The organism is Pseudarthrobacter phenanthrenivorans Sphe3, assembly GCF_000189535.1.
Lineage (GTDB): Bacteria > Actinomycetota > Actinomycetes > Actinomycetales > Micrococcaceae > Arthrobacter > Arthrobacter phenanthrenivorans.
On record NC_015145.1, the window covers coordinates 2,149,039 to 2,174,063 of the forward strand.

General features: G+C 65.8%; 25 protein-coding genes. 2 read left to right on the forward strand and 23 right to left on the reverse strand.

Annotated elements, in window-relative coordinates; translation table 11 throughout:
• Positions 1 to 109 precede the first annotated feature (109 nt).
• Positions 110 to 1,387, forward strand: coding sequence for a PrsW family intramembrane metalloprotease (locus tag ASPHE3_RS09870; RefSeq protein WP_041652073.1), 1,278 nt, complete (start codon positions 110 to 112; stop codon positions 1,385 to 1,387).
• Positions 1,388 to 1,400: 13 nt separating this feature from the next.
• Here the strand turns inward: ASPHE3_RS09870 and ASPHE3_RS09875 are convergent, their stop codons facing one another.
• The 22 genes from ASPHE3_RS09875 to ASPHE3_RS09980 form a co-directional block, all read right to left on the reverse strand.
• Entirely contained in the window at positions 1,401 to 2,216 is an 816-nt protein-coding gene (locus tag ASPHE3_RS09875; RefSeq protein WP_013601081.1) for a triose-phosphate isomerase family protein, read from the reverse strand.
• Between the two features lie 10 nt (positions 2,217 to 2,226).
• A complete protein-coding gene (locus tag ASPHE3_RS09880; RefSeq protein WP_013601082.1) occupies positions 2,227 to 3,579 on the reverse strand; it encodes an MFS transporter in 1,353 nt (450 codons plus the stop codon).
• Positions 3,580 to 3,737: 158 nt separating this feature from the next.
• Positions 3,738 to 4,505 carry an SDR family NAD(P)-dependent oxidoreductase gene (locus ASPHE3_RS09885; RefSeq protein ID WP_013601084.1) on the reverse strand — a complete coding sequence of 256 codons (768 nt, stop codon included), beginning with the start codon at positions 4,503 to 4,505 and terminating at the stop codon, positions 3,738 to 3,740.
• Between the two features lie 42 nt (positions 4,506 to 4,547).
• Entirely contained in the window at positions 4,548 to 5,540 is a 993-nt protein-coding gene (locus ASPHE3_RS09890; RefSeq protein ID WP_013601085.1) for a 3-hydroxyacyl-CoA dehydrogenase family protein, read from the reverse strand.
• Positions 5,541 to 5,542: 2 nt separating this feature from the next.
• Positions 5,543 to 6,034, reverse strand: coding sequence for a ribose-5-phosphate isomerase (locus tag ASPHE3_RS09895; RefSeq protein ID WP_013601086.1), 492 nt, complete (start codon positions 6,032 to 6,034; stop codon positions 5,543 to 5,545).
• Positions 6,031 to 7,809 carry a dihydroxyacetone kinase subunit DhaL gene (gene dhaL / locus ASPHE3_RS09900; protein ID WP_013601087.1) on the reverse strand — a complete coding sequence of 593 codons (1,779 nt, stop codon included), beginning with the start codon at positions 7,807 to 7,809 and terminating at the stop codon, positions 6,031 to 6,033. Before dhaL ends, ASPHE3_RS09895 begins: the two co-directional genes overlap by 4 nt.
• A gap of 60 nt (positions 7,810 to 7,869) precedes the next feature.
• The gene (locus ASPHE3_RS09905; RefSeq protein WP_013601088.1) at positions 7,870 to 8,874 is read right to left on the reverse strand and encodes a sugar phosphate isomerase/epimerase family protein; all 1,005 of its coding nucleotides are present in this window, start codon (positions 8,872 to 8,874) and stop codon (positions 7,870 to 7,872) included.
• Positions 8,875 to 9,038: 164 nt separating this feature from the next.
• Positions 9,039 to 9,767 (reverse strand): GntR family transcriptional regulator, encoded by a 729-nt coding sequence (locus tag ASPHE3_RS09910; protein ID WP_013601089.1) that lies wholly within the window; start codon positions 9,765 to 9,767, stop codon positions 9,039 to 9,041.
• Between the two features lie 110 nt (positions 9,768 to 9,877).
• The gene (gene nusB / locus ASPHE3_RS09915) at positions 9,878 to 10,288 is read right to left on the reverse strand and encodes a transcription antitermination factor NusB (protein WP_013601090.1); all 411 of its coding nucleotides are present in this window, start codon (positions 10,286 to 10,288) and stop codon (positions 9,878 to 9,880) included.
• Positions 10,288 to 10,851, reverse strand: coding sequence for an elongation factor P (gene efp, locus ASPHE3_RS09920; RefSeq protein ID WP_013601091.1), 564 nt, complete (start codon positions 10,849 to 10,851; stop codon positions 10,288 to 10,290). The genes nusB and efp overlap by 1 nt, the downstream gene beginning before the upstream one ends.
• A 191-nt stretch (positions 10,852 to 11,042) precedes the next feature.
• Positions 11,043 to 11,561 (reverse strand): tetratricopeptide repeat protein, encoded by a 519-nt coding sequence (locus ASPHE3_RS09925; RefSeq protein WP_013601092.1) that lies wholly within the window; start codon positions 11,559 to 11,561, stop codon positions 11,043 to 11,045.
• Positions 11,561 to 12,652, reverse strand: coding sequence for a 3-dehydroquinate synthase (gene aroB, locus ASPHE3_RS09930; protein ID WP_013601093.1), 1,092 nt, complete (start codon positions 12,650 to 12,652; stop codon positions 11,561 to 11,563). Before aroB ends, ASPHE3_RS09925 begins: the two co-directional genes overlap by 1 nt.
• The gene (locus ASPHE3_RS09935; protein ID WP_049786056.1) at positions 12,649 to 13,158 is read right to left on the reverse strand and encodes a shikimate kinase; all 510 of its coding nucleotides are present in this window, start codon (positions 13,156 to 13,158) and stop codon (positions 12,649 to 12,651) included. The genes aroB and ASPHE3_RS09935 overlap by 4 nt, the downstream gene beginning before the upstream one ends.
• Positions 13,159 to 13,215: 57 nt before the next feature.
• Positions 13,216 to 14,415 (reverse strand): chorismate synthase, encoded by a 1,200-nt coding sequence (gene aroC / locus ASPHE3_RS09940; RefSeq protein WP_013601095.1) that lies wholly within the window; start codon positions 14,413 to 14,415, stop codon positions 13,216 to 13,218.
• Between the two features lie 26 nt (positions 14,416 to 14,441).
• Positions 14,442 to 15,302 (reverse strand): shikimate dehydrogenase, encoded by an 861-nt coding sequence (locus ASPHE3_RS09945; protein WP_013601096.1) that lies wholly within the window; start codon positions 15,300 to 15,302, stop codon positions 14,442 to 14,444.
• Positions 15,299 to 17,029 (reverse strand): endolytic transglycosylase MltG, encoded by a 1,731-nt coding sequence (gene mltG / locus ASPHE3_RS09950; protein ID WP_041652074.1) that lies wholly within the window; start codon positions 17,027 to 17,029, stop codon positions 15,299 to 15,301. The genes ASPHE3_RS09945 and mltG overlap by 4 nt, the downstream gene beginning before the upstream one ends.
• A complete protein-coding gene (gene ruvX / locus ASPHE3_RS09955) occupies positions 17,026 to 17,625 on the reverse strand; it encodes a Holliday junction resolvase RuvX (protein WP_013601098.1) in 600 nt (199 codons plus the stop codon). The genes mltG and ruvX overlap by 4 nt, the downstream gene beginning before the upstream one ends.
• 6 nt (positions 17,626 to 17,631) lie before the next feature.
• Positions 17,632 to 20,310, reverse strand: coding sequence for an alanine--tRNA ligase (alaS, locus tag ASPHE3_RS09960; RefSeq protein WP_013601099.1), 2,679 nt, complete (start codon positions 20,308 to 20,310; stop codon positions 17,632 to 17,634).
• A gap of 155 nt (positions 20,311 to 20,465) precedes the next feature.
• A complete protein-coding gene (locus tag ASPHE3_RS09965; RefSeq protein ID WP_246084568.1) occupies positions 20,466 to 20,708 on the reverse strand; it encodes a hypothetical protein in 243 nt (80 codons plus the stop codon).
• A gap of 18 nt (positions 20,709 to 20,726) precedes the next feature.
• Complete coding sequence (locus ASPHE3_RS09970) at positions 20,727 to 21,101, reverse strand: DUF948 domain-containing protein (RefSeq protein WP_013601101.1); 375 nt, start codon at positions 21,099 to 21,101, stop codon at positions 20,727 to 20,729.
• Positions 21,102 to 21,246: 145 nt separating this feature from the next.
• Complete coding sequence (gene rpsD, locus ASPHE3_RS09975; protein WP_013601102.1) at positions 21,247 to 21,873, reverse strand: 30S ribosomal protein S4; 627 nt, start codon at positions 21,871 to 21,873, stop codon at positions 21,247 to 21,249.
• Positions 21,874 to 22,044: 171 nt separating this feature from the next.
• On the reverse strand, positions 22,045 to 23,463 hold the full coding sequence (locus ASPHE3_RS09980; protein WP_013601103.1) for a replication-associated recombination protein A: 1,419 nt from the start codon (positions 23,461 to 23,463) through the stop codon (positions 22,045 to 22,047).
• A gap of 57 nt (positions 23,464 to 23,520) precedes the next feature.
• Here ASPHE3_RS09980 and ASPHE3_RS09985 point away from each other — a divergent pair, with 57 nt between their 5' ends.
• Entirely contained in the window at positions 23,521 to 24,210 is a 690-nt protein-coding gene (locus ASPHE3_RS09985; protein ID WP_013601104.1) for an acVLRF1 family peptidyl-tRNA hydrolase, read from the forward strand.
• A gap of 18 nt (positions 24,211 to 24,228) precedes the next feature.
• Here the strand turns inward: ASPHE3_RS09985 and ASPHE3_RS09990 are convergent, their stop codons facing one another.
• Positions 24,229 to 25,020 carry a GNAT family N-acetyltransferase gene (locus ASPHE3_RS09990; protein ID WP_013601105.1) on the reverse strand — a complete coding sequence of 264 codons (792 nt, stop codon included), beginning with the start codon at positions 25,018 to 25,020 and terminating at the stop codon, positions 24,229 to 24,231.
• Positions 25,021 to 25,025: the final 5 nt, after the last annotated feature.

The following is a 25,025-nucleotide window of genomic DNA, read 5'->3' on the forward strand; positions in this document are numbered from 1 at the left end:
TTCCGGCATGTTCCGCGGGAACGCGGTAATGGTCACACTGCGGCGGCTCACCGGGACCAAACTGCCGTGATCCTAGGAGCCACGGCGACTCGCACCTAGGCTTTCCGGTATGTCGATGCATCCTCGCCACCCTGCGTCCGGGCCGCCCGAAGATCCTTGGGGCGGGGAAACTGCGCCGCTCCCAACCGAGGCCAACCCCAGCTGGATGGGACATATCCAGCCTGGCAACTACCGTCCGGCCCCGGGCCACCAGGGCCGGCCCGTGGACGCCATGGTCCCGCCGCAGGTCCAGGGTGCCATGGTGAAATCAGGACGGACGCGCAGCGGCCTCCTGGGATTGACGCTCGGAGGCAGCATCCTTGCCTTCCTCAGCCTGTTCCTGGTGGTGCCGTTCCTGCTGTCCAACACCGGCCCGGCCGGTTTCCTGGTGGGTTTCCTGGCATCGCTGATTCCGCTCTCGGTGGTGCTCCTGGCCGTCTACATCATTGACAAGTGGGAGCCGGAACCCAAGCGGCTCCTCTACTTCGCTTTCACCTGGGGTGCAGCGGTGTCCATTGCGGTGACCCTGCTCATCCAGCCGTTCTTTGTCCTGACGTTCCAGTTCTCCGATGAGCCCGACCTGCAGACCTATATGGCCACAGTCCAGGCTCCCAGCGTGGAGGAGTTCGCCAAATCCCTGGGGCTGTTGATTCTTCTCCTGATGGCGCGGAAACACTTCGACGGACCCGTGGACGGGGTGGTCTTCGCGTTCACCATCGCCGGAGGATTCGCCTTCACGGAGAACATCCTCTACTTCGGCCGGGCCATTGCCGAATCCGCAGACCCTGCGGGCGACTTTGCACAGGTCTTTTTCCTTCGCGGGGTGATGTCCCCGTTCGCCCATGCGATTTTTACCGGCACCACAGGTCTCATCATGGGCTTTGCTGCCCGGCGGTGGCACGCCGGTGCCTCGGTGGCCGCATTTTTCGTGGGGCTGCTGCCGGCCATGTTCCTGCACAACCGGTGGAACAGCATGGGCCAAGGTTTCCTGGTGGACTACATTCTGGTCCAGGTGCCCATCTTCTTCCTTGCCGTGGGCGGCATCATCCTGCTGCGCGTCGCGGAAAAACGGCTGACCCGCCAGCGGCTTCTGGAGTACTCGGCAGCAGGCTGGTTCACCCCCGCCGAGGTGGAACTGCTTGCGACGCTGGGGGGAAGGCGCACCGCCCTGAGCTGGGCAGCCGGGTACGGGAAGAAGCGGCAGATGAAGGAATTCCTGAAGGCTGCAACCCGGCTTGCGAATACCAGGCAACGGATCCTGAGCGGCAGGGACGTCCAGTTGCACCAGGCCGAAGAACGCCGCGAACTGCAGCGGATCCTGGCCCTGCGCGCCGCCGTCGCCGGCTGAGCGGCCTACCCGTTCAGCCGGCCCGGCAGCCGGTGTTCTTCGCTGCCAGTTCCAGCGCCTCGTCCAGTACCCTCCCGAAGTTCGCTGCATCGTGGGCAAAGCGTCCCAGGAACAGCCCGGAAACGCCGTCGAGCCTGGGAAGCGTGCCGGGCTTGGCTGACCCGCCGTAGATGACCGGAACCTCCGGGAGCCCATCCCCGGCGAGCAGCGCACGGAGGTGACGGACGACGTCGGACACGTACCAGGCGTCCGCGGGCTCGGCAGCGCCGATGGCCCAGACGGGCTCATAGGCAACGACCAGGCGGGAGGCCAGAGTCCAGTCGCCGCCAACCGCCGCTTGGATCTGCCCGTGTACAACGCGGGCGGCGTCAAGGGCGCCGCCTTCCCCCACCGAGTCTTCTCCCACGCAGAGCAGCGGCGTCAGCCCGGCGTCGTCCGCTGCACGCACCTTGCGGGCAACGACGGCGTTGTCCTCGTGGAAATGCCGGCGCCGCTCGGCGTGGCCGATCTCCACCAGGCGCACGCCCAGTTCGGCCAGCATGGATGGCGCCACCTCCCCGGTCCACGGGCCGTCAGCCCAGCCGCAGTTTTGCGCACCCAGCAACATCGGCGCCCCCTCCAGAAGGGCCGCGGCGGCGGGCAGGACCGGAAAACTGGGGATCACAAACGGGACCACCCGCCCGGCCGCAAGGGCCGGGCGGGTGTCCACTTCGTGCCTGATGCGGGCAAGCCAATCCAGGGAAGCCCGGTATCCCAAGTACATTTTGGTGCTGACGCCCACGTAGACGGGTTCGCCGCCCTGCTGTCCTGTGATGGTGTAATCAGGCATCCGACCGCTCTTACTCCGTGTCGAGCAGGTCGTCGGCCTTGTTGCGGAACCGCTTGGTGGCGTACATCATGGCCGCCGCAACGAACGGCAGGACGCCCAGTGCATAGACCCCCATTGTTCCTGTTTCCGACGCTGTGACCTGGTTGACCGTAGTCCGGAGGATCGGAGCCACGAAGCCGCCCAGGTTGCCCAGGGAGTTGATCAGGCCGATGCCGGCGGCGGCCGCCGTTCCGGTCAGGAAAGCGGTGGGGTATGACCACGCAATGGGGCCGGTGGACAGGAAGCTGCAGACGGCAAGGGTGATGAAAATGATGCCGAGTGCGGGGAGATGGTTGGCTCCGGCCCACGCAGACCCGAAGATGCACAGGCCGGTGGAAAGGAACAGGCCGGTGCCCCAGATGCGTCGGCGGACCACAGTGTTGGCAGCCCTGCCGATGAAGTAGCAGGCGAAGATGCCAAAGAACCACGGGATAGCCGCCAGCAGCCCCACCATCAGGCCCACCTTCTGGCCCGTCAGCTGGGACACCTGCTGCGGGAGGTAGAAGGTTACTCCGTACACCGCCACCTGGAGGCAGAAGTAGATGGCCGTGAAGTACCAGACTTTGCGGTTCTTCATGGCTGCGAGGACACCACGGGGGCCGGTTTCCTCCTTGACGTTGTCTTCCAGCGCCATGACGTCGAGCAGGGCCTTCTTTTCAGCCGGGTTCAGGAACTTTGCGTCCTGCGGGCCGTTGATCAGGAAGAAGTAGGCGGCGATGCCGGCAACCACGGCCAGCATGCCTTCGACAAAGAACATGACTTGCCAGCCGGCCACACCCGGGACCTGGCCGCCGATGTTGATCAGCCAGCCGGAGAGCGGCGCGCCCATCATCTGGGAGAACGGCTGGGCAAGGTAGAAGATCGCGAACATCTTGACGCGCACCTTGTTGGGGAACCAGGCGGCGAGGAACATGATGACGCCCGGGAACAGGCCGGCCTCGGTCACACCGAGCAGGAAGCGCAGGATGATGAAGGAGGTTTCCCCCTGCACGAAGGCAAAGCACGAGGAAACGATGCCCCAGGTGATGGCGATCCGCGCCAGCCACACTTTTGCCCCAAACTTGGTCAGGAGCAGGTTGCTCGGGATTTCGAACAGGGCGTAGCCGATGAAGAAGATTCCGGCGCCGAGCGCGTACGCTCCCGCGGTGACGCCGCGGTCCACGCTCAGCGCTGCTTCAGCAAAGCCAACGTTGGTGCGGTCCAGGAACGCCACGATGTACAGGATGACGAGCATCGGCATCAGCCGGAAGGAAGCCTTGGAGACCGCCGATTTGAGGACCGGCGAATCCAGGAGCTCCTTGGTGGATGCTGCTGTTAGGGACATAAAAACTCCTCTTTGAGTGTGTAAGAGTGAATCGAAGCCAGCGGTGAACGGCTAGATCGAAAAGGCGATGAGCGCCACACCGGCCAGGCAGGCGAGGATGCCGATGGCCAGGTAGATCCGACGTTCTTTGCTCCAGGAGCCCATGGGATGCCCTTTTCCTAATGCATGTAGAGCCCGCCGTCCACGTTCAGCGTCTGGCCGGAGATGTAGCCGGCGTCTTCGCTGAAGAGGAAGGCGATGGCGGCGGCAATGTCACGGGTGGAGCCCACACGGTTGACCACCAGGTCTTTGGTGAGTTCCTCTTTCCGTTCTTCGCTGAGCGTCCCGCCCATGATGTCCGTATCGATGGGACCGGGAGAGATGGCGTTGACGGTGATGTCGTACTCCCCCAGTTCACGGGCAGTGGCACGGGTCAGGCCGATCACGCCTGCCTTTGCCGCTGAGTAGGGAGTCTTGGAGAAGGTGCCGCCGCCGCGCTGGGCGGATACCGAGGAAATGTTGACGATGCGGCCAATCCGGTTCCTGGCCATGGATTCAGCGACCCGCTTGGTGGCGTAGTGGACACCATTCAGGTTGATGTCCAGCACGCGGTTCCATTCGGCAGCATCGAGCTCCAGGTAGGGAACCGGGGAGCTGACGCCGGCAACGTTGGCCAGCGCAACGACCTGCGGCAGCTCGGCCTCGATCGAGTCGATGGCCGCACGGACGGACGCTTCGTCTGCCACGTTGGCACCGGCGCCGTGGGCCTGGACCCCGTACTGGGAGGCAAGCTCCTTGGCTGTGGCCTTGCACAGGGCATCGTCAAGATCGATGATGCCGATGTTCCAGCCCTGGGCGGCAAGGTAGTTTGCGGTGGCGCGGCCAATGCCCCGCTCGGAGACGGCGCCCGTAATTATTGCCGTGCGTTCCGTGGGGAAAGTGCTCATGGTGCTCCTCAGGCGTTGGAAGAAGGACGGGAGTGGACAGGCTCAGCTGATGGGGGCCGGGCCGAGGTCGTCAAGCAGCTTTTGCATGGCCACGTAGGCCTTGTTGCGGTAGGCGATCAGCTCGGGCGTACGTTCCGCCGGGACGTTGAGGAACCCGGCACCGGTCTTGGTGCCCAGCTTTCCGGCCTCCACCAGGTCGCTGAGGATTTTCGGAGTGGCGAAGCGTTCCGGGAAATCCTTCTGGAGGGACTGGTAGCAGAAGTTGTAGACGTCCAGTCCGGCCATGTCGGCGATGGCGAACGGGCCGAAGAACGGGAGCCGGAAGCCGAATGTGGTCCGGACCAGCGTGTCCACGTCGTCGGCGGTGGCAATGCCCTGTTCCACCAGCTGCGCGGCTTCATGGAAGAGCGCGTACTGCAGGCGGTTAAGCACAAACCCGGTGACGTCCTTGACCACGGCGGTCTGCTTGCCTGCGGCGTGGACGAGGTCCCGGGCAGCTGCCACTGCAGCTGCCGAAGTCCCGGCGTGCGGGATGATTTCCACCCCGGGGATGAACGGCGACGGGTTTGAGAAGTGGACGCCGAGGAAGCGCTCGGGGCGGCTGACCGGCTGGGACAGTTCGGCGATGGAGATGGTGGACGTGTTGGAGCCGATGATGGCGTCCGGCTTGGCGGCTTCACCGATCCGGGCCAGCGTCTGATGCTTGATGGCGATGACTTCCGGTACCGCCTCTTCGATGAAGTCAGCGTCCGCCACCGCTTCCTCGATGTCCTTGGCGGCCCACAGATTCTGCTTCAGGATTTCGGTGGCCCCGGCGGGAAACAGTCCGTCGGCTACGAACTGGTCGGACTCGACCAGGAGCCGGTCGTAATTGCTTTGCGCCACTTCGGCGGACACATCGGCAAGCGCCACCCGTGCCCCTCCCAGGGCAAGGACCTGCGCGATTCCGCCGCCCATGTAGCCGGAACCGATGACGGCGATCTTCCGGGAGCCGTTTGTGCTTGCCGCAGCGGGGTTGTTTGTTGTTTCGGTCATGGTCAGACTGCTTTCGTTGATTCGGGCTCGTAGGAGCAAATGGCGTCCACTTTGGCGGCGGAGGGCGACGTTTCGTCGAACCGGTAGTCAAGCCATTCGCCCACCAGTTTCTTGGCCAGTTCCAGGCCGATGACGCGTTGGCCCATGGTGAGGACCTGCGCATTGTTGCTGAGCACGGACCGCTCCACGGAATAGCCGTCGTGGGCGGTGACGGCCCGGATGCCGGGAACCTTGTTCGCCGCGATTGCCACTCCCAGGCCTGTGCCGCAGATCAGCAGGGCACGGTCCGCTTCGCCCGCGGCCACCTTGCGGGCGGCATCCACGGCGACATGCGGGTAGGCGGTGGAATCATTGGCTCCCACCCCCACATCCACGACGGACGCCACGCGGCTGTCCGCTTCAAGCAGCGCTTTCAGTGCCTGCTTGTATTCGACGCCGGCCTCGTCATTGCCGATGACGATGCGCCAGCCTTCGGAGATGCTGTTGTTGTTCATGCTTGGGCTCCATTTCCGGCCGTGGAAGCGGCCATCCGGTAATCAGCCAGGACATGCCTGGCCTGCTCAGAGTTGAGGTAGTCCGACAGCCTCGCTGCAATCAGGGCGAAGGAAACTGCGCCGGGGTCCGGGTGGCCGAGGCTCTTTTCGGCCAGCGGCCGCGCCCGCCCCTTGAGGGGCCTGAGGGACGAGGTGGCCGCGGCAGCCTCCTGCGCCGCCGCCGATGCCGCGGCAAGCGCATCCGCCACCGGCGCGCCGCCGTCGAACGCTGCCTGGAATGTGTCCCGGAAGGGAAGCAGCGCGTCCACCATGGTCTTGTCGCCCGGTTCGGCTTTCCCCAGGGCGGTGATGGCGTCCGCGAAAGCGTTCACTGCGGCGGCGGCTTCTCCCCCGCTGTAGGCGTCCTTGTTACCCAGCGTGAGTCCGGCGGCGATGACCGCTGATCCCCAGAGCGCGCCCGAGGTCCCGCCGGCCCGCTCGCTCCACGCCTCACCCGCCGCTGTCAGTACCCGTTCCACGGACGCCCCGGCCGCGGCGCTGTCCTGCGCCGCTGCGGCTGCAGCGTCCACGCCCCTGCGCATGCCGATGCCGTGGTCGCCGTCGCCGGCGATGGCGTCCAGCCTGCCGAGCTCGGCCTCGTGCTTGACGACGACGTCCTGCACTTCGGCGAGCACGGCGGCCGCCAGCCTGCCCACCACCGCCGCCGTCGCCGTCGTGTCTTCCGCTGCAGCGGCGACGCCTGCCTGGGGTCCGGCCAGTTCCCGGCGCTTCCGTGGTTCGGCGTTTCCCTTACGGAAGGCCGGGGTACTGGCAGGGGCGACCCAGAACCGTTCGAGTTCGTCATCCAGCCACAGCAGGGTCAGGGAAAGACCGGACATGTCCAGGCTGGTGACAAGCTCCCCGCATTCGGGTTCCACCACGGTCAGGCCCGCGGCCGCGAGGAGTTTCTCGATCTTGCCGAACAGGAGGAACAGCTCCTCATACTTGACCGTCCCCAGGCCGTTGACGATGGCCACCACGCGGTCCCCCGCATCCTCCGGCTTGTCCGCGAGCAGCCTGGAAACGAGCAGGCCGGCGAGTTCGGAGGCGGTGGGCATGGGGTGGTCGGAGATGCCCGGTTCCCCGTGGATGCCCAGGCCCAGCGACATCTGTCCTGCCGGCACGTGGAACAGTGGCCGGTCGGCGCCGGGGAGGGTGCAGCCGTCGAAGGCCACACCCAGCGAACGGGTGCGGTAATTGGTCCGGATGGCCAGCTCCTCCACCGCGTCCAGGTCCAGGCCCGCCTCGGCGGCGGCACCGGCAATCTTGAAGACTGTGAGGTCGCCGGCGATGCCGCGGCGCTTTTCGATCTCGTCCAGCGGGGCGCTGGCGATGTCGTCAGTGACCAGGACGGTCCGCGTCTCGATGCCTTCGGCGTTGAGGCGCAGCTGGGCCTGGCCGAAGTGGAGCACGTCGCCGGCGTAGTTGCCGTAGCTCAAGAGCACGCCGCCGCCTGCATTCGCGGCCTTGGCCACCCTGTACACCTGGCCGGCCGCGGGCGAAGCGAACATGTTCCCGCATGCGGCACCTGTGGCCAGGCCGGGGCCCACCAGGCCGGCGAACGCCGGGTAGTGGCCGGAACCGCCGCCCACCACCAGCGCCACCTGCCCGGCGGGAACCTCGGTGGAGCGGACCACGCCGCCGTCAACGCGGGTAACAAACCCGCGGTTGGCAGCGACGAACCCGTCCAGTGCCTCATCCGCGAAATCGGCGGGGTTATCGAAGATCTGGGTCATGGTTTCCTCATCGAATCCGTAGGAGTGAAAAGTCCGGCCGGTACGCCCGGTCCGGAGCGGTCAGGACGACGTTGCGGCGAAGGCGGCCGGCTGCTGGCGGCCCTGTGCCACCTCGCTGCGCCCCAGGGCATAACCGTCGGTCTTGGGGAGGACGTGGCGGCGGAGGTACTCCTGATTGCTGGCGGTCACGCTCAGTCCGTCGCCGCCGTAGTGCTCGGTGCACAGGATGCCCTGGAAGCCCACGGACAGCGCCACCTTGAACGCCTCGCGGTAATTGATGAGGCCGCTTTCCATGGGCGAGGGCATGGCGATGTAGGTACCGCGGGCCTGATCCTCGTCCCGGATGTAGTTCTTCATGTGCCAGTAGTTGGAGTACGGCAGCGTCTTGGCCACCATGTCGCGCCAGTCCTCGATGGGCCGGTGCAGGCGGATCAGGTTGCCGATGTCCGGGTTCAGGCCCACGTTCGACAGCCCAATGTCCTGGACCATCTGCACTGAGGAGTCGGAGGTTCCCAGAAAGGTGTCTTCATACATTTCCAGCGAAACCAGGACCCCAACGTCGGCTGCATGGCGCCCCAGTTCACGGAGCCGTGCCACGGCGTTGTTCCACGTTTCCTTGTCCCCCGCGGGATCCTTGTAGCCCTCCACCGTCCAGAACCACAGTTGCTTCTGCTGTTCCGGGGTGATGGCCTGGTGGAGCCCGAAGGAGACAACTTCGCAGCCCAGTTCTGCCGCAGCATCAATGGTGCGGTGGCTGTAGGCGAGGTTGGCTTCCCAGTTGCCCTCTTCAATGACGCTGCGGCGGATGGCGGAAATCACCGGGATGCCGATGCCCACGGAGTCAGCAGCCTGCTTGAACTCGGCCAGCCGCGCTTTGTCCAGGTCCCCGGGACGGACCCAGCTGTCGGTCAGGTCGGCGTTCGCGAACCCGGCGTCCTTCACCTCTTCGAACACTGCCCGCCAGACGGAGGGATCGGCGTCGTTCACGTGCACGCCCCGGGCGTCAGTGCCGGGGAATTGCAGCAGCGCTGCCGTGATGGGCCAGTTCTCGGCTGTGTAAGGCATGTTTTGCTCCTTGCTTCGATCCTCTTTCCTATAGGATTTATGAAAGAGAGAAAGTTGTCAAGGTCACACTCCAGGTGGCGTCCCCCAACTAAGTAGCGCTAAGTGTCGTTTTGGCGGTTCAAAACGACACTTAGCGCTACCTAGTTGGGTGGGCGTGGCTGGTTTCAGCCTTCCGGTGCGTCGGCGATTGCCCTGGACCTTACCCGGTTGATGTGGTCCGCCATCGCCGCTTCCGCTGCGGCGGGTTCACCTGTACGGATGGCGTCCAGCACTGCTTGGTGCTCGGCGATGGCACACTCGGCGTCTGTAATGCCCACTCCCCCGAACAGCCGGAACCGCTGGATCTGTCCGCCAAGGGCCGAGTACGCCGCCTCCATGAACTGGTTTCCCGTTTCCCGCGCGATCAGCTGGTGGAACCGCTCATCAGCCTCGAGGTAGTCCTTGAACTCGGAGAAGGACGGGCCCCGGGGAGCGGCTTTGAGGTCCGCGACGGCCTGCTCCAGTTCCGCCAGGCCCCCTTCGCCAATTCGCGTGCACGCAAGCCTGGCGTTGACCGGTTCGATGGCCAGCCGCGCCTCCATCAGCTCAGCGAAATCCTCCCGTGTGAAGACCGGGGCCACGCGGTAACCCTTCAGCGCCACCCGCCGGACCATGCCGGTATGCTCCAGCCGTGCCAGCGCTTCACGGACAGGAGTGGGGGAAACGTCAAGGTCGCGGGCTGTTCCGTCAATGCTGACCACAGCCCCTGGCTCCAGCCGCCCGTCCATGAGTGATGCCAGGAGCTCCGCGTAGACGTGGTCGGCCAACACCTGCCGGCTGACGGAACGGGCTGACTGGCGGGGGGCTGCCTTCTCCCTGGGCTGGGCAGCGGCGGGCACGGAGGCGTTCTGCATAGTCAGATCCTATAGGTTAGGCCCCTTCGATCTGCGGCCCGCTGTGGTGCAGGCATCCGGCCGGGGCACAAAAAACCCCGCCTGGACTGATCCGGGCGGGGTTTTCTGTATCAGGCGAGCAGCGAGGGCTTCAGCTGCTGCAGGCGGCCCAGCAGGCCGTTAATGAACTGCGGCGATTCATCGGTGGACAGCGTCTTGGCCAGTGCCACCGCTTCACTTACCGCCACGCCGTCCGGGACGTCGTCGTTGTACAGCAGTTCCCAGGTCCCGATCCGCAGGATGATGCGGTCAACGGACGGCATCCGTTCAAGGCTCCAGCCCTGCGAGTAGGTCTCAAGGAATTCATCGATGGCGGTTTGCTGCGAGACCACGCCTTCGATGATTTCCAGGGTGTACGGATTAATGATCTGGTCAGTCTTCTCGCGGCGTGCCCGGAGCACGTCGAAAGCGGAGACAGAGCGCTGCTCAGCCTCAAAAAGAATATCCAGGGCCCTGTTACGGGCTTTACCGCGTGCGCTCACTAGTCGGTGACCCGGCCCAGGTAGCTGCCGTCGCGGGTGTCCACCTTGACCTTGGTGTTGTTCTCAATGAACAGGGGAACCTGGATCTCGTAGCCGGTTTCCAGCGTGGCGGGCTTGGTGCCGGCGGACGAGCGGTCGCCCTGCAGGCCGGGCTCGGTGTAGGTGATTTCGAGGACGACGCTCGGCGGGAGTTCGATGTAGAGCGGGGTGCCCTCATGGATGGCAATGTTGACCATCTGGTTCTCGAGCATGAAATTCGTGGCGTCGCCAACAGTGGCGCCCGAGACGGTGATCTGGTCGTAGTCCGACGTGTCCATGAACACGAAGTCGGCACCGTCCTGGTAGAGGTACTGGTAGTCCCGGCGGTCCACGGTGGCGGTCTCGATCTTGAGCCCGGCGTTGAACGTCTTGTCCACAACCTTGCCGGACATCACATTGCGCATCTTGGTGCGGACGAAGGCTCCGCCCTTACCCGGCTTGACGTGCTGGAATTCGATGATGTTCCAGAGCTGGCCCTCGAGCTTCAGGACCGTTCCGTTCTTGATGTCGTTGGTGGTTGCCACTGGTTTCCTCTGGTTTCTTGGTCTGGTGGTAGTGCCAGACGTTCTATGCCGGGCGGACAGCCACAAGGACTGCCGGCGCGTGTTTGTCAAAGATCGGGTCGTAAAAATCCAAAGACCATTCTACCTGTAAATCGGCAGCACTGAATTACCGGGCACGGACGGCCACTTTTGCAGTTGCTTGATTGCCAGCGTCAGCAGGCAAGTTCCAGGACGTCGCGGGCCCGCTGGAGGGCCACTGTGGACGAATAGATCTGGGCTGCGTCAGCAGACTGGGCCACCCGCAAATCGAGCGCACGGGCGAAAGATTCCACAGCTGCTGACATCTGGCCGGCGCTGTACTGGGTCTTGCCCAGGAACTGCCAGACCAAGGCTTCGCGCGGAGTCCCGTGCACCTCGGCCAGAAGTTGCCGGAACAGCTCCACCGCGCGGTCCATCCGGTTGGAAACCCGGAGCACCTCCGCTTCGAACGTGCGCAGCCGGAAGGACTCGGGGTCCTTGAAACGTGCTTCGGCGAGAAGCTCGGCAGCCTCGGAAGCGTGGCCTTCCACCAGCAGCACAAAGATGTGGTCTGCGGGATCGGTGGAAACGGCCAGCGCCTCCCGGCAGGCGTCGTCGTTGACGATCTCCGGCAGCAGCGATTCCGGGTTGATCCGGATGCCCGGGAAACCAGCCTCTGGCCAGTCGGCTGTGCCTTCCATGTCGCCCTGCATCAGGAGGCTATCTCCTGGTAGGCCGCAAACAGCAGCGAGGTATCGGGAACGTCAAGCATGCCAGGCTTGCCCACTCCGTCCAGGACCACGAAGCGCAGCAGGTCCCCGCGGGCCTTCTTGTCGCGCCGCATGCCGTCCAGGAGGCCCTGCCAGCGGTCCCGGCGGTAGGTGACCGGGAGCCCCAGGCTCTCCAGGATGCTCCGGTGCCGGTCGGCGTCGGCATCGCTGAGGCGTCCCACGCTGCGGGCAAGCTCGGCGGCAAACATCATTCCCACGGAGACTGCAGCACCGTGGCGCCAGGAGTACCGCTCCACCAGTTCGATGGCGTGGCCCAGCGTGTGCCCGTAGTTCAGGATCTCCCGGAGCCCGGATTCCTTCAGGTCCTCGGAGACAACCTTTGCCTTCACGGCGATGGACCGCTCAATCAGCTCCCGCAGGACGTCCGACTGCGGGTCAACCACTGCCGTGGGGTCCTTTTCCACGAGGTCGAGAATGGCGGGATCGGCGATAAAGCCGCACTTGATGACTTCCGCCATGCCGGAGATCATCTCGTTCCGCGGCAGCGTATCCAGGGTGTCCAGGTCAGCCAGTACCGCGGCGGGCGGATGGAAGGCTCCCACCAGGTTCTTGCCTTCGGCAGTGTTGATGCCGGTCTTTCCGCCCACGGAGGCGTCCACCATTGCCAGCAGGCTGGTGGGCATGTGGATAACCTTGACGCCGCGCAGCCAGGTGGCGGCGACGAAACCGGCGAGGTCCGTGACGGCCCCTCCCCCGACGGCCACAATCGCATCAGAGCGGGTGAAGTCGTTCTGGCCCAGGACCTGCCAGCAGAAGGCGGCCACCTGGATGTGCTTGCCTTCCTCGGCATCCGGGATCTCCGCCGTGAGGGAGGTAAACCCTGCGGCCGCCAGTTCGTCACGGACGGTGTCACCGGTCAGGCGCAGCGCCCGGGGATGGATGACAAGGACCCGGCGGACGCGCTCACCCAGCAGCCGGGGCAGGTCACCCAGCAGCCCGCGCCCCACCACGACGTCGTAGTTCTCGGCAGCGGAACCGCCGGTAACACTGATGACTGTTGATTCGGTGCTCACAATTCAACTTCCTGTTGGGCAGCTGCGTACTCACGCAGTGCTGCTTCGAGCCGGCCGCCCAGCTCGGAAACCGAGCCCTGGCGCACGTCCAGGGTGATGTCCGCGAGCCGTTCATAGACGGGCTTGCGGGTGGCAAACATGGCCGTCCAACGGCCCATCGCGTCCCCTGCCAGCAGGGGCCGGCCGGAGTTGCGGGCGATCCGGCCTGCGACAGTCTGCGTGTCGCATTCGAGGTAGACCACAGTGCAGCGCCTGATGACCTGCTGCGTGCCGGAATCCAGCACGGCGCCCCCGCCCAGCGAGATCACCGAAACGGTGTTGTCCGCCGCCTCCACGACCTCGGCCACCGTCCGCGCTTCGATCTCCCGGAACGCGCGTTCTCCGCGCCCGGCAAAAATGTCGGAGATGGAGCCGTGGCCGGCCACGATCACGGCGTCAGTATCCACGAAAGGGACACCGAGCTGGTGCGCCAGCTGTTGGCCAATGGCGGACTTGCCCACCGCCATTGGCCCGATCAGGACGATCGGGCGGCCAGCGGGTCCAGGTTTGCTGCTGAACGGCACTTACTGGCCAATCGAGTCCAGGGAAGCCGGAATGTTGTCCAGGTAACCCTTGATGTTGCGTGCCGTCTCCGCCACGGAGTCGCCGCCAAACTTTTCAGTAACGGCCTCTGCCAGCACCAGAGCCACCATGGCTTCGGCGACCACCCCGGCGGCCGGTACGGCACAGACGTCGGAACGCTGGTGGTGTGCCTTGGCAGGCTCGCCCGTGCTGACATCGATGGTCTTCAGGGCGCGGGGAACCGTGGCGATAGGCTTCATGGCCGCGCGGACGCGCAGGACGTCCCCGATGCTCATGCCGCCTTCAATGCCGCCGGCACGGTTGCTGGCGCGCACGATCCGGCCATCAGCGTCCCTGACGATTTCGTCGTGCGCGGCGGAGCCGCGGCGCGCGGCAGTCAGGAAACCGTCGCCCACCTCGACGCCCTTGATGGCCTGGATCCCCATGAGGGCTGCGGCAAGGCGGGAATCAAGCCGGCGGTCCCAGTGGACGTAACTGCCCAGTCCAGGGGGAAGGCCGTAGGCGAGGACCTCCACTACGCCGCCAAGGGTTTCGCCTTCCTTGTGCGCGGCGTCCACCTCGGCCACCATGGCGTCCGACGTTTCGCGGTCGAAGCAGCGCAGCGGATCGGCATCCAGGGCCAGGACATCGGAGGGCACGGGAAGCGGACGGCCTTCGGGCACGGTCACCGTGGCAATGGACACGGTGTGGCTGACCAGCTCGATGCCGAGGTGTTTCAGGAATTGTGCTGCGACAGTTCCCATCGCCACGCGGGTGGCGGTTTCGCGGGCGCTGGCGCGTTCCAGGACCGGCCGGGCCTCGCTGAAGCCGTACTTCTGCATACCCGTGAAGTCGGCGTGGCCCGGACGCGGCCGGGTCAGCGGCGCGTTGCGGGCCTGGTCGGCCAACAGCTCCGGGTCCACCGGATCGGCGGACATGATCTGTTCCCACTTGGGCCATTCGGTGTTGCCCACCTGGATGGCCACAGGGCCACCTTGGGTGAGGCCGTGGCGGACGCCGCCCAGGATGGTTACCACGTCCTGCTCAAACTTCATGCGGGCGCCGCGCCCGTAGCCCAGACGACGGCGGGCCAGTGAATCGGCGATATGCCCGCTGGTGATTTCCACACCGGCGGGGACGCCTTCAATAATTCCCATCAGGGCCGGACCATGGGATTCACCGGCAGTCAACCAACGCAACATATTTTCCATCCTGCCACGTATGGCGGTCACAACGCCCGTCGGGGAAGGCCGACTGCGTCACACATCACATCTATGACGGATGCGTTAACTTCCTTGTCCAGCCGGCTGAAGAGGCGGACCTGTTCCACCGCCTGGTAAAGCAGCATTTCCAGCCCGGGCACCACTTTTCCGCCGCCGGCCTGCCATACGGAGGCGAGCAGGCTGGGCCACGGGTCATAGGCAACGTCCAGCAGGACACCAGGCATGGCAGTCTTCAGGGCGGCCATCTGGGAGGCAATTCCGTCCGCCGCACGCGGCGGGAGGGTGGAAATCACGACGTCGGCAGTTACGGCCGCGCGGGCGGCGCCGGCCATGTTCCGGATGTCCAGGTCGACGTCCAGGCTGTCCGCCGCGGCGCACACTTCTGCGGTCCGGGACGTGTCCCGGACAAAGACCTCGGCCCGGGTGGCCCCCAGCTCCTTGAGCGCAGCCACCGCCGACGCAGCCGTCCCGCCGCCTCCCAGGACAACGGCCGAAGGTGCCGCTCCGGCCCCTGCGTGCCGCAGCGCGTTCACGATGCCGGCCACATCAGTATTGGAACCGACGGTGCGGGTCCCGGCGGGATGGTCCTCGAACGACACCGTGTTCACCACGCCCAGGGTCCGGGCAACGCCGCGGACCTCGTCCACCTGCTCCAGCATGGCGGTCTTCAACGGCATGGTGACCGAGAGCCCGCGCCACCCGGCCTGGTCCCGGATCTGGTCCATGAACGCGGGCAGCAGCTGTTCCGTCACATCGACAGCTGTATAGCTGATGCCCACTCCCAGCCGGGCATAGGCAGCCAGATGCAGTGCCGGGGACTTGGAATGGCTGATCGGGTGGCCAAGGACGGCTGCCCGAAGGCTCATGTGCAGCGTCCGGGGTTGGCCATGCACCAGGCGTTGTACTGCTCGACGTAACTGTTGTGCTCGGCCAGCGTCTTGGAGAACTTGGTCTCCTTGGTATCCAGGTTGATGGTCACCCAGTACAGGTAGTCGTTGGTCTTGGGCTTGGCGGCAGCATCAATGGCGGTCTTGCCCGGCGAACCGATGGGACCGGGCGGCAGGCCGGGGTTCGCATAGGTGTTGTACGGGTTGGATTTATCCTGGCGCTGTTCTTCGGTGAAGTTGTAGCTCTTCGTGCCCAGGCCGTAGGTCACGGCGGAATCAACCTGCAGGAAGCCGTTGGTCTGGTCGTTGGGCTTGAGCCGGTTGTAGATGGCACCCGCCACGTCCCCGTACTCCGCCTGGCCGCCTTCGGCCTGCACGATGCTGGCGACGATCACGGCGTCGTACTGCTTTGCCGGATCGGTAATTCCCTGGGACTCCAATTCGTCAACCGTGATCTTGACCAGCGCCTGGAGGATGTCCTTGGCCGGCGTGCCCAACGGGAACCGGTGCTCCCCCGGAGCCAGGTAACCTTCCAGGTTCTTTGCATTGGCGGGCAGGCCGAACTGGGCGGGCTGGTTGCTCAACGCCTGGAGATCCTGGATGGATATTCCGGAACCCTCCGAGATCGCCTGCAGGGACTCGCCGATGCGGAGGCCGGCGCTCAGCGCGAAGTAGATCACCTTCGCCTGGTCCTTGCCCAGCAGGACGTTCACGGCGTCGGAGTTCTTCATTTCCGTCTTGAAAGTGTAGTCGCCCGGGGCCAGCGTTCCGCCGGAGGCACTGAAGCTCTGGAGGAACGTGTCGGCGTTGGCCACTACGCGTTCGCTCTCAAGCTTGGACGCCACGGACCGGGTACCTTCACCGTTTTCGACTGTCACCACTACCTCGCCCGTACCGGGCCCCGGAAAATCACTGGGTTTGTCACTGCCAAGCAGGGGCTTGAGGAACTGTGCGCCCACGGCGACGGCGGTGACGAAGACTGCAAGGGTCAGGAAAAGAGCCAGCATCCGACGGCGGCGGCGCACCTTCTTGGACGGTTTGGCCACTACGGATGCCGCCGCACCTGGCAGGAACTCGTGGTGCTGCCCGCTGACTTCATGGGCCCCGTGGTGGGCGATGTCCTGGAAATCATCGTGGTAGGCCGGATCGTGGTAGGCCTCGTCATGGTGCGGGCCTTCCCGGAAGTCCTGATCGGCGTAGTGATGGTCTTCGGCGTAGTGGGTGCCGGCGGCATCTGCGTGGCCGGCCGGTACGGGGGCGGCATAGGCTGCAGCCAGGCCGCCATGCTGTACATCGTCATGGTGCACATCGTCATGGTGCACGTCGTCGTGGTGCGGGTCCGCGTGCTGGACGGTTTCGTGCTGGACCGGTTCGTGTTGCGCCGGTTCATCGTGGTGCGGCTCCTGCTGCGGAACTGCCCAGTGGTGCTGCTCCGGCTGGGTTTCCTGGATTGACGGCGGCGCATCCGGCGCGGCCGGAACCGGCTGATCCTCGCGGGTGCCGCGGGAAGCGGCCGGAGGAACGGCAGGTGGCTCGGAGGGCAGTGGCGGCACGTCATGCCCCGTTTCGTAGGCTTGTTCGGGAACGGCGTCGTGGTGTCCGGTGTTGAGCGTCTTTTCCCGCGCGCGGATTTCCTTGCGGGTCAGCGGTCTGGCTGCCCCGGGTTCCAGCGGGCTGGAAGCGTCGTCAATGTTGGCAGGGCTCACTGTTGCCTTCCATTATCTGAAGATCGGGCCGTGTCACCGGGGGTGGCGCGCACGGATTCATCCTGTGCGCTGCCTCCTGGCTCCACGGAAGGGGTAGGCGCCGTCACGCGTGAGCCGACGTCCGCTCCCCTGGCTTTCTGCATGTCGATGGCGTGCTGCAGGATACCTGCCGCCGCGACCTGATCAACTACTTTACGGTGATTCCGGCTGCTCATGCCAGCTTCATGCAGGTGCCGGTGCGCCGTGACGCTGCTGAGCCGCTCGTCTACCAGGTTCACGGGCACCGCCAGGCCGCGGCCTGCGAGCTCACCGGCCAGCAGCGCGGCGTACTCCCTGGCCATCTCGGCGGAGGACCGTTCTTCGCCCTTCATGGTGCGCGGCAGCCCGACAATGACCTGCACCGCGCCAAGTTCGTCCACAAGATTCGCGATGATCCGGATATCCGAGTTCTTCCTGGCATTGCGGTCAAGCGTTTTGTAGGGCGTGGCCAGGACGGAGTCCCGGTCGCAGATGGCAACCCCCACGCGGACGGTGCCGACGTCCACCCCCAGTTTGATGCCCTGGGGGTAGCCGCCGGCTGCTGCAGGATTGGTCATGGAGGATTAGCGCCGCGAGATGGCATCGACGACGGCGGCAAGCGCCTGGGGCACTTTGCCGGCATCGGTTCCGCCGCCCTGCGCCACGTCGTCCTTGCCGCCGCCACCCCCGCCGAGGATACCGGCAGCAAGGCGGACCAGGGCTCCTGCCTTGACCCCGGCTTCGCGCGCGGCCTCATTGGTAGCCACCAGGATGACGGGACGGTCGTTGCTCACACCAGCCACTGCCACTGTTGCGGCACCGGAGCCCAGGCGGTTCCTCAAGTCCAGGGCGAGTCCACGGATGTCGTCGGCACCGCTGACCTGGCCGGCGTCATGGGCGATGACGCTGACACCACCGGCGTCCGTGGCGGTGCTGACCAGCTGGGCAGCCGAGGCGGCCAGCTGCTCCTTGCGGAGGCGGTCCAATTCCTTCTCCGTGGCCTTCAGCTTGGCGAGGGTGGTGGCAATACGGTCAGCGAGCTGGCCGGACGGAACCTTGAGCATCTCGGTCAGTTCGGTGACCAGGGCACGCTCGGCGGCCAGGTGCCGGAACGCATCCATGCCAACAAAGGCCTCCACGCGGCGGTTCCCGGAGCCCACGGACTGCTCGCCCAGGAGCGACAGGCTGCCGATGAGGGAGGTGTTGGACACGTGCGTGCCGCCGCAAAGCTCGCGGGACCAGGCGCCGTCGATCTCCACGACGCGGACTTCATTGCCGTAGTTCTCGCCGAAGAGGGCCATGGCACCCAGTGCCTTGGCCTCCGCCAGGGGCATGACCTTGGTGTCCACCGCGTAGTTGTTGCGGATGGCCAGGTTGGACACTTCCTCGATTTCCGAGCGCGTAGCCGTGCTCAGGCCTTCACCCCAGGCGAAGTCGAACCGCAGGTAGCCCGCCTTGTTGAACGAGCCGCGCTGGGTGGCCTCCGGGCCCAGAATCTGGTGCAGGGCGGCGTGCACAATGTGCGTGCCGGTGTGCGCCTGCTCGGCGGCATGGCGCCGTTCGCGGTCGACGGCGGCGCGCACCAGGGAGTCCGCGCCGATTTCGCCTTCCCGGACGATCGCCTTGTGCACGCTCAGGCCCTTCAGCGGACGCTGGACGTCGAGCACCTCGACGACGAATCCGTCGCCGGTGATCAGGCCGGTGTCTGCTGCCTGGCCGCCTGCTTCGGCATAGAACGGGGTCTCGGCCAGGACCAGCTCGATTTCGTCGCCGGTGGACGCCTGCTGGACCGGCCGTCCTCCGGTGAGGATGCCGCGGACGCGTGATTCGCCGTCGAGCTCAGAGTAGCCGGTGAAGACCGTCTCACCCTGTCCCAGGAGCTCCTGGAAGGCGCTGAGGTCGGCGTGGCCGCCCTTCTTGCCCTTGGCATCGGCCTGGGCGCGCTGGCGCTGCTCCTGCATCAGGCTGCGGAAGGCTGCCTCGTCCACTTTGAGCCCGGCTTCTTCAGCCATTTCCAGCGTGAGGTCGATCGGGAATCCGTAGGTGTCGTGCAAGGTGAAGGCGTCCTCGCCCGAGAGCGGCTTGTTGGCGGCCTTGGACTCCCTGACGGCGTCCTCCAGGCGCGCGGTTCCGGAGGCGATCGTCCGCAGGAAAGCCTTTTCCTCGGCGTAGGCGATCCTGCTGATCCGGGCGAAGTCGGTGTCCACCACAGGGTAGACACCCTTCATCGCGTCGCGGGACGCGGGCAGCAGCTCGGGCAGGCACGCCTGTTCCACGCCCAGCAGGCGCATGGAACGTACCGCACGGCGGATCAGGCGGCGCAGGACGTAGCCGCGGCCCTCGTTCGAGGGGGTCACGCCGTCGGAAATCAGCATCAGGGCCGAGCGGATGTGGTCGGCGACGACGCGCATCCGCACGTCATCGGTGTGGTGCGGATCCTCATCGGTTTCGGCGGAAGTGTATTCCTTGCCCGAGAGCTCGGCGGCCTTGTCGATGACGGGGCGGACCTGGTCCGTCTCGTACATGTTCTCGACGCCCTGCAGGATCATGGCCAGCCGCTCCATGCCAAGGCCGGTGTCGATGTTGCGCTTGGGCAGTTCGCCCACCACGTCGAAGTCCTCCTTCGAGCGGACGTTTTCGATCTGGTACTGCATGAACACGAGGTTCCAGATCTCGATGTAGCGCGTTTCGTCGGCCAGCGGGCCGCCCTCCACGCCGTAGGCGGGTCCGCGGTCGTAGTAGATCTCGGAGCAGGGGCCTGCCGGGCCGGGCTGGCCCGTGTGCCAGTAGTTGTCCGACTTGCCCATCTTCTGGATGCGCTCTGCAGGCACGCCGGTGTTCTTGAGCCACAGGTCCTTGGCTTCGTCGTCCTCTTCGTAGACGGTCACCCAGAGCCGCTCGGGGTCAAGGCCGTAGCCGCCGTCGTCCACACCGGTGGTGAGCAGCTCCCAGGCGAACTTGATGGCGTCTTCCTTGAAGTAGTCGCCGAAGGAGAAGTTGCCGCACATCTGGAAGAACGTGCCGTGGCGCGCGGTCTTGCCGACTTCTTCGATGTCGCCGGTGCGGATGCACTTCTGCACGCTGACGGCACGCGAGTAGGGCGCTTCCTCCCTGGCTGTCAGGTAGGGAATGAACGGCACCATGCCGGCAACCGTGAACAGCAGCGAGGGGTCGCTGGAGACCAGCGACGCGGAGGGAACCGCGGTGTGGCCCTTGCTGACAAAAAAGTCCACCCAGCGCTTTGTGATCTCCTGCGACTTCATGAGCTGTGTACTTACCCTTCTTGCTCCGCCCGACATGTGGTGCGGAGGTTCTTTCGCTTGGCAGGTCCCGCTTATGCGGTCGCCGCCGGTGTGTTTCTAACGTGTGGTGCCGCCCGGCCTGGTGCCGGTCAGCATGATGTGCGCCAGCGCTGCGGTCAGCGGCGGACCAGCTCTGCCGATTCGATGCCGAGGGCGGCACGGAGGTCCGTCTCACGCTCGCGCATTCCGGAACGTACTGCGTCAGCGAAGTCGTAGACGCCGTCCGCGAGCCGGTTGACGGCCCGGTTCAGGCCTTCGGGGCCAAGGGTGGACTGCATCGAGGCCTGCGCTTCAGTCACCTTGCGGAAGGCGATAACTCCGATCGCGACGCCGATTCCCATCCAGACAAGTCGTTTCATTTTCAATTCTCCCTGGATTTAGCGGCTGCGGCGGCCGGCAGAAGGCTTCTTGCGGCCGGCCAAAGCGGTCCGCACCCCGTAGCTGAAGGCCGCCACCTTGATCAGCGGCGATCCCACGGTGGCTGCCACCAGGGAGGACAGCGCCGACAGGTTGGCGGAGGCATCCGAGACGTTGGACGAGATGCCGTCAACCTTCTTCAGCTGCTGGTTGGTGGTGGACACGGTGGCTGTCACTTCGTCCATCAGGGGCGTGGCGCCGTCGCTGAGGGACCGTATTGCGGTGCGCACCTCGTCGAAAACACTGCCCAGCTTCAGGATGGGCACCGCGAGCAGCAGCACCAGGAGCGCGAACACCCCGGCAGCGATCAGGCCGGCAATATCGCCACCAGACATAGACGTTCATCTCCTTGAAATTCCGTGGTTCGTTGCATCGTGGAGGGTGTGCATGAAGCGCACCCCGCAGATGTCCCCCAAGTACCTTACATACAAAGAAGCCCGCGGCGCTTGCCACGGGCTTCTTTGGATACGCTGCCGGAATTTAGCGTGCGTAGAATTCGACGACGAGCTGCTCTTCGCAGGTCACGGGGACCTCGGAGCGCTTGGGGCGGCGAACCAGCCGTGCCTGCAGGGCTTCCAGCTTGACGTCCAGGTAGCCCGGAACGGCCGGCAGGACGTCGCGGTGGGCGCCGGCTGCGGCAACCTGGAGCGGGACCATGGTCTCGCTGCGGCTGTGGACGTGGATGAGCTGGCCCTCGCCGACGCGGAACGACGGGCGGTCAACGCGGACGCCGTCAACCATGATGTGGCGGTGCACAACCAGCTGGCGGGCCTGGGCGATGGTGCGGGCGAAGCCGGCACGCAGGACCAGGGCGTCAAGACGCATTTCGAGCAGTTCGATGAGGTTTTCACCGGTCAGGCCCTTGGTGCGGCGGGCCTCTTCGAAGGCACGGGTCATCTGCGCTTCGCGGATGCCGTACTGGGCGCGCAGACGCTGCTTTTCACGCAGACGTACGGCGTAGTCGGAGTCCTGCTTCTTGCGGGCACGGCCATGCTCACCGGGGCCGTACGGGCGGCGCTCCATGTACTTGGCGGCCTTGGGGGTCAGAGCGATGCCGAGGGACCGCGAGAGGCGGGCCTGACGGCGAGCACGAGTGTTGTTAGCCACTTGTGTCCTTCCAATATCTGCGGTGTGTCAGTGTTACTGGCCTCCACGATGGAGAGCATCGGCCAACCGCTGCCTTTTGCTACTGGGCGCAGGGCATAACCTTCACAACGTAAAATTGGGGAGATTGTGCGCCGGCGCCTTGCCAGACAAACATCCATCCTACCACGGCGGTCACTTACCCCTGACAATCTTCCGCAGCCGCTCCAGCCGCCCCGCGATGTCCCGCTCCGCCCCGTTGGCCGTGGGCTGGTAGTAGTCCTTCCCCACGAGATCATCTGGCGGGTATTGCTGGCTGGCCACTCCGTGGGGAGCGTCGTGGGCGTACTTGTATCCCACACCGTGGCCCAGCTGCTTGGACCCGGGGTAGTGCGCGTCCCTCAGGTGGGCGGGAATGCCGTTGCCGAAGCCGGCCCGGACATCGGCTGTTGCCTTGTTGATGCCCAGGTAGGCTGCGTTGGATTTGGGGGCGGTTGCCAGGTGCACCACGGCTTCGGCAAGGATGATCCGGCCCTCCGGCATGCCGATCAGCTGGACGGCCTGGGCCGCAGCCACCGCTGTTTGCAGGGCCGTGGGATCCGCCATCCCCACGTCCTCGGCGGCGGAAATCATGATCCGCCGGGCAACGAAGCGCGGGTCCTCCCCCGCCTCGAGCATGCGGGCCAGGTAGTGCAGGGCCGCGTCGACGTCCGAGCCGCGGATGGACTTGATGAAGGCACTGATGACGTCATAGTGCTGGTCGCCCGCGCGGTCATACCGTACAGCTGCAACGTCCAGGGCCCGCTCGGTGTGCTTGAGGTCAACGGCGACAGGACCATCGACGGCGTCGTCAGCATCACCGAATGCGACGCCGGCGGCGGCTTCCAGCGCGGTCAGCGCGCGGCGGGCATCACCGCCGGAGAGCCTCACGAGGTGCTCGAGGGCCTCCGCACTGAGGTCCACCTTCCCGCTCAGGCCCCGTGGGTCGGCAACGGCACGCTGGATCAGCCCTTCAATGTCCGCGTCGGTCAGCGGGCGCAGCGTCAGCAGCAGGGAGCGGGACAGCAGCGGCGAGACCACGGAGAAGGATGGGTTTTCGGTGGTGGCGGCAACCAGGACCACCCACCGGTTTTCGACGCCGGGCAGCAGGGCATCCTGCTGGGCTTTGTTGAACCGGTGGATTTCGTCCAGGAACAGGACAGTGGTGGTCTTGTACAGGTCCCTGGCGGTCAGGGCCTCATCCATGACCCGCCGCACATCCTTGACACCGGCGGTGATCGCTGACAGCTCCACGAACTTCCTGCCGGGCCCGCGGGCAATGACATGCGCGAGGGTGGTTTTGCCGGTGCCAGGCGGCCCCCAGAGGATGAGGGAAGTGGGACCGGCCGGCCCGGACGTATCGGCGCCGGCGCCTGCCGCCAGTTGCCGCAGCGGTGAACCCTGCCCCAGCAGGTGCTGCTGGCCCACCACCTCGTCGAGGGTACGGGGCCGCATCCGAACGGCCAGTGGCCCCCGGGGTGAGGGACTGCCGCCTCCAACGGCGCGGGCGGCGAGTGGTGCGCCATTGTCGCCGTCGTCGTCGTTACGGGGCCCTTGGCCGAAGAGATCATCCACATAGATAGGCTACTTCCAGATTGCTGCCCGGCTTTCGTCGTCTTCCAAAGGGTTCCCATGACACCGCACGGCACCGGCCGCCCCATCTCAACCAGGACGGCCTTTGTTCCGGGCGAACGGCTGGACGGCTGGGCCGGGAGGTTTGGCGCCGCCCACGGCGGCTATGTGATGGAAGACGGCGACGACGGCCTGCGCCTGATGGCTTCCGACGGGACCGAGGCGCTTCTGCAGGCTCCGTGGCCCGTGGATGGCCGGCCGGGCCGCGGCCGGGATGCCCTCGAACGGCTTGCCTCCCTCGCGTCGCAGCCGCGCCGGCTTGGCCTGCTGCTGGTCCGGCGCGGCGGGTACGGAGTGGGCGTTGCGGGTGAGGGGCTGGTCCTGGCATCCAAGGTTGGCTCCACCTACGTGCAGTCCCGCACCGCCGCGGGAGGCCAGTCGCAGCAGCGGTTTGCGCGGCGGCGGTCCAACCAGGCGGAGGCGCTGGTGGACGCTGTGGCGGAGCAGGCAGCCCGGGTGTTCGGCAGTGAATCCTTCGAGTACGTGGTTCCCGGCGGCGACCGGACCCTGGCGGCCCTCGTCCTCCAGCACCCGTCGCTCACCCGCTTTGCGTGCCTGCCGCGGCTCACGCCCCTGGACGTTCCGGATCCGAAAGCCGCCGTGTTGAAGAAAGCTGCCGCCGACGCCTGCTCAATCAGGATCCAAGTGACCGACGCCGGGGCCGGGTTATCCACAACCGCCCATCAGTGAGCAGGATGGAGGTCAAGCTCAGCAGCCAGTCAGGGCACGCGCGGGTCGCTGCTGGCGGTAGAGATAGCGGCCCGCTTCCTGGAAGCCTGCACCGCTGTACAACTGCCGGGCGGCCTGGTTGGCCGCAGTGACCAGCAGCCAAAAGCTGTCTGCGCCGTTGGCGCTTCCCGCGGTAAGGAGGGCCTCGAGCACCGCCGATGCGTAGCCCCGGCGGCGATGGGTGGGGGACGTGGCCATGCAGTAGATCCCGCCGGTCCCCGCCACCAGGGCGAGGCGTCCTACAGCGGCGGGGACGCCGTCGTCGTCCCTTACGAGGGCATACAGGGAGGGACAACCGGCCAGGATGGCCCGTGCCGTTTCCATCCCGGCGGTGCCGCCCCGGCCATCCACGCTCCACCACAGGTCCAGCCACCCTGTGCCGGGCTGGTCAGTAACCTCAACCGCTGCCGCAGTGGCGGAGGGCGAAGGTGACGGCGCGTCCGTTCCGGCGCGGCACATGATGAGCGTCTCCGACTGGCGGGTAAAGCCCTCCGCATCCAGGAGGTGGTTCAACGCCGAGTTCGCCGGTGTTTCCGTGACCTGGAAGATCAGTGGCAGGCGCCGCTGCCGGTACCACTGCAAGGCCGCGCGCAACGCCTCCTTCGGTTCGCGGGCACAGTCCCGCGGCCACACGGAATTGGCGCGCTGGGTAACACCGGCGGCGGCACGGTGGACCCACTCCCCCGTGTCATGGCGCTCCAGTGCCGGCCAGGCAGCATCCATGAGCGCCCCGTAATGGTGGTCCGGCGGAACCAGTGAGTGCCCGGCCACAGCTA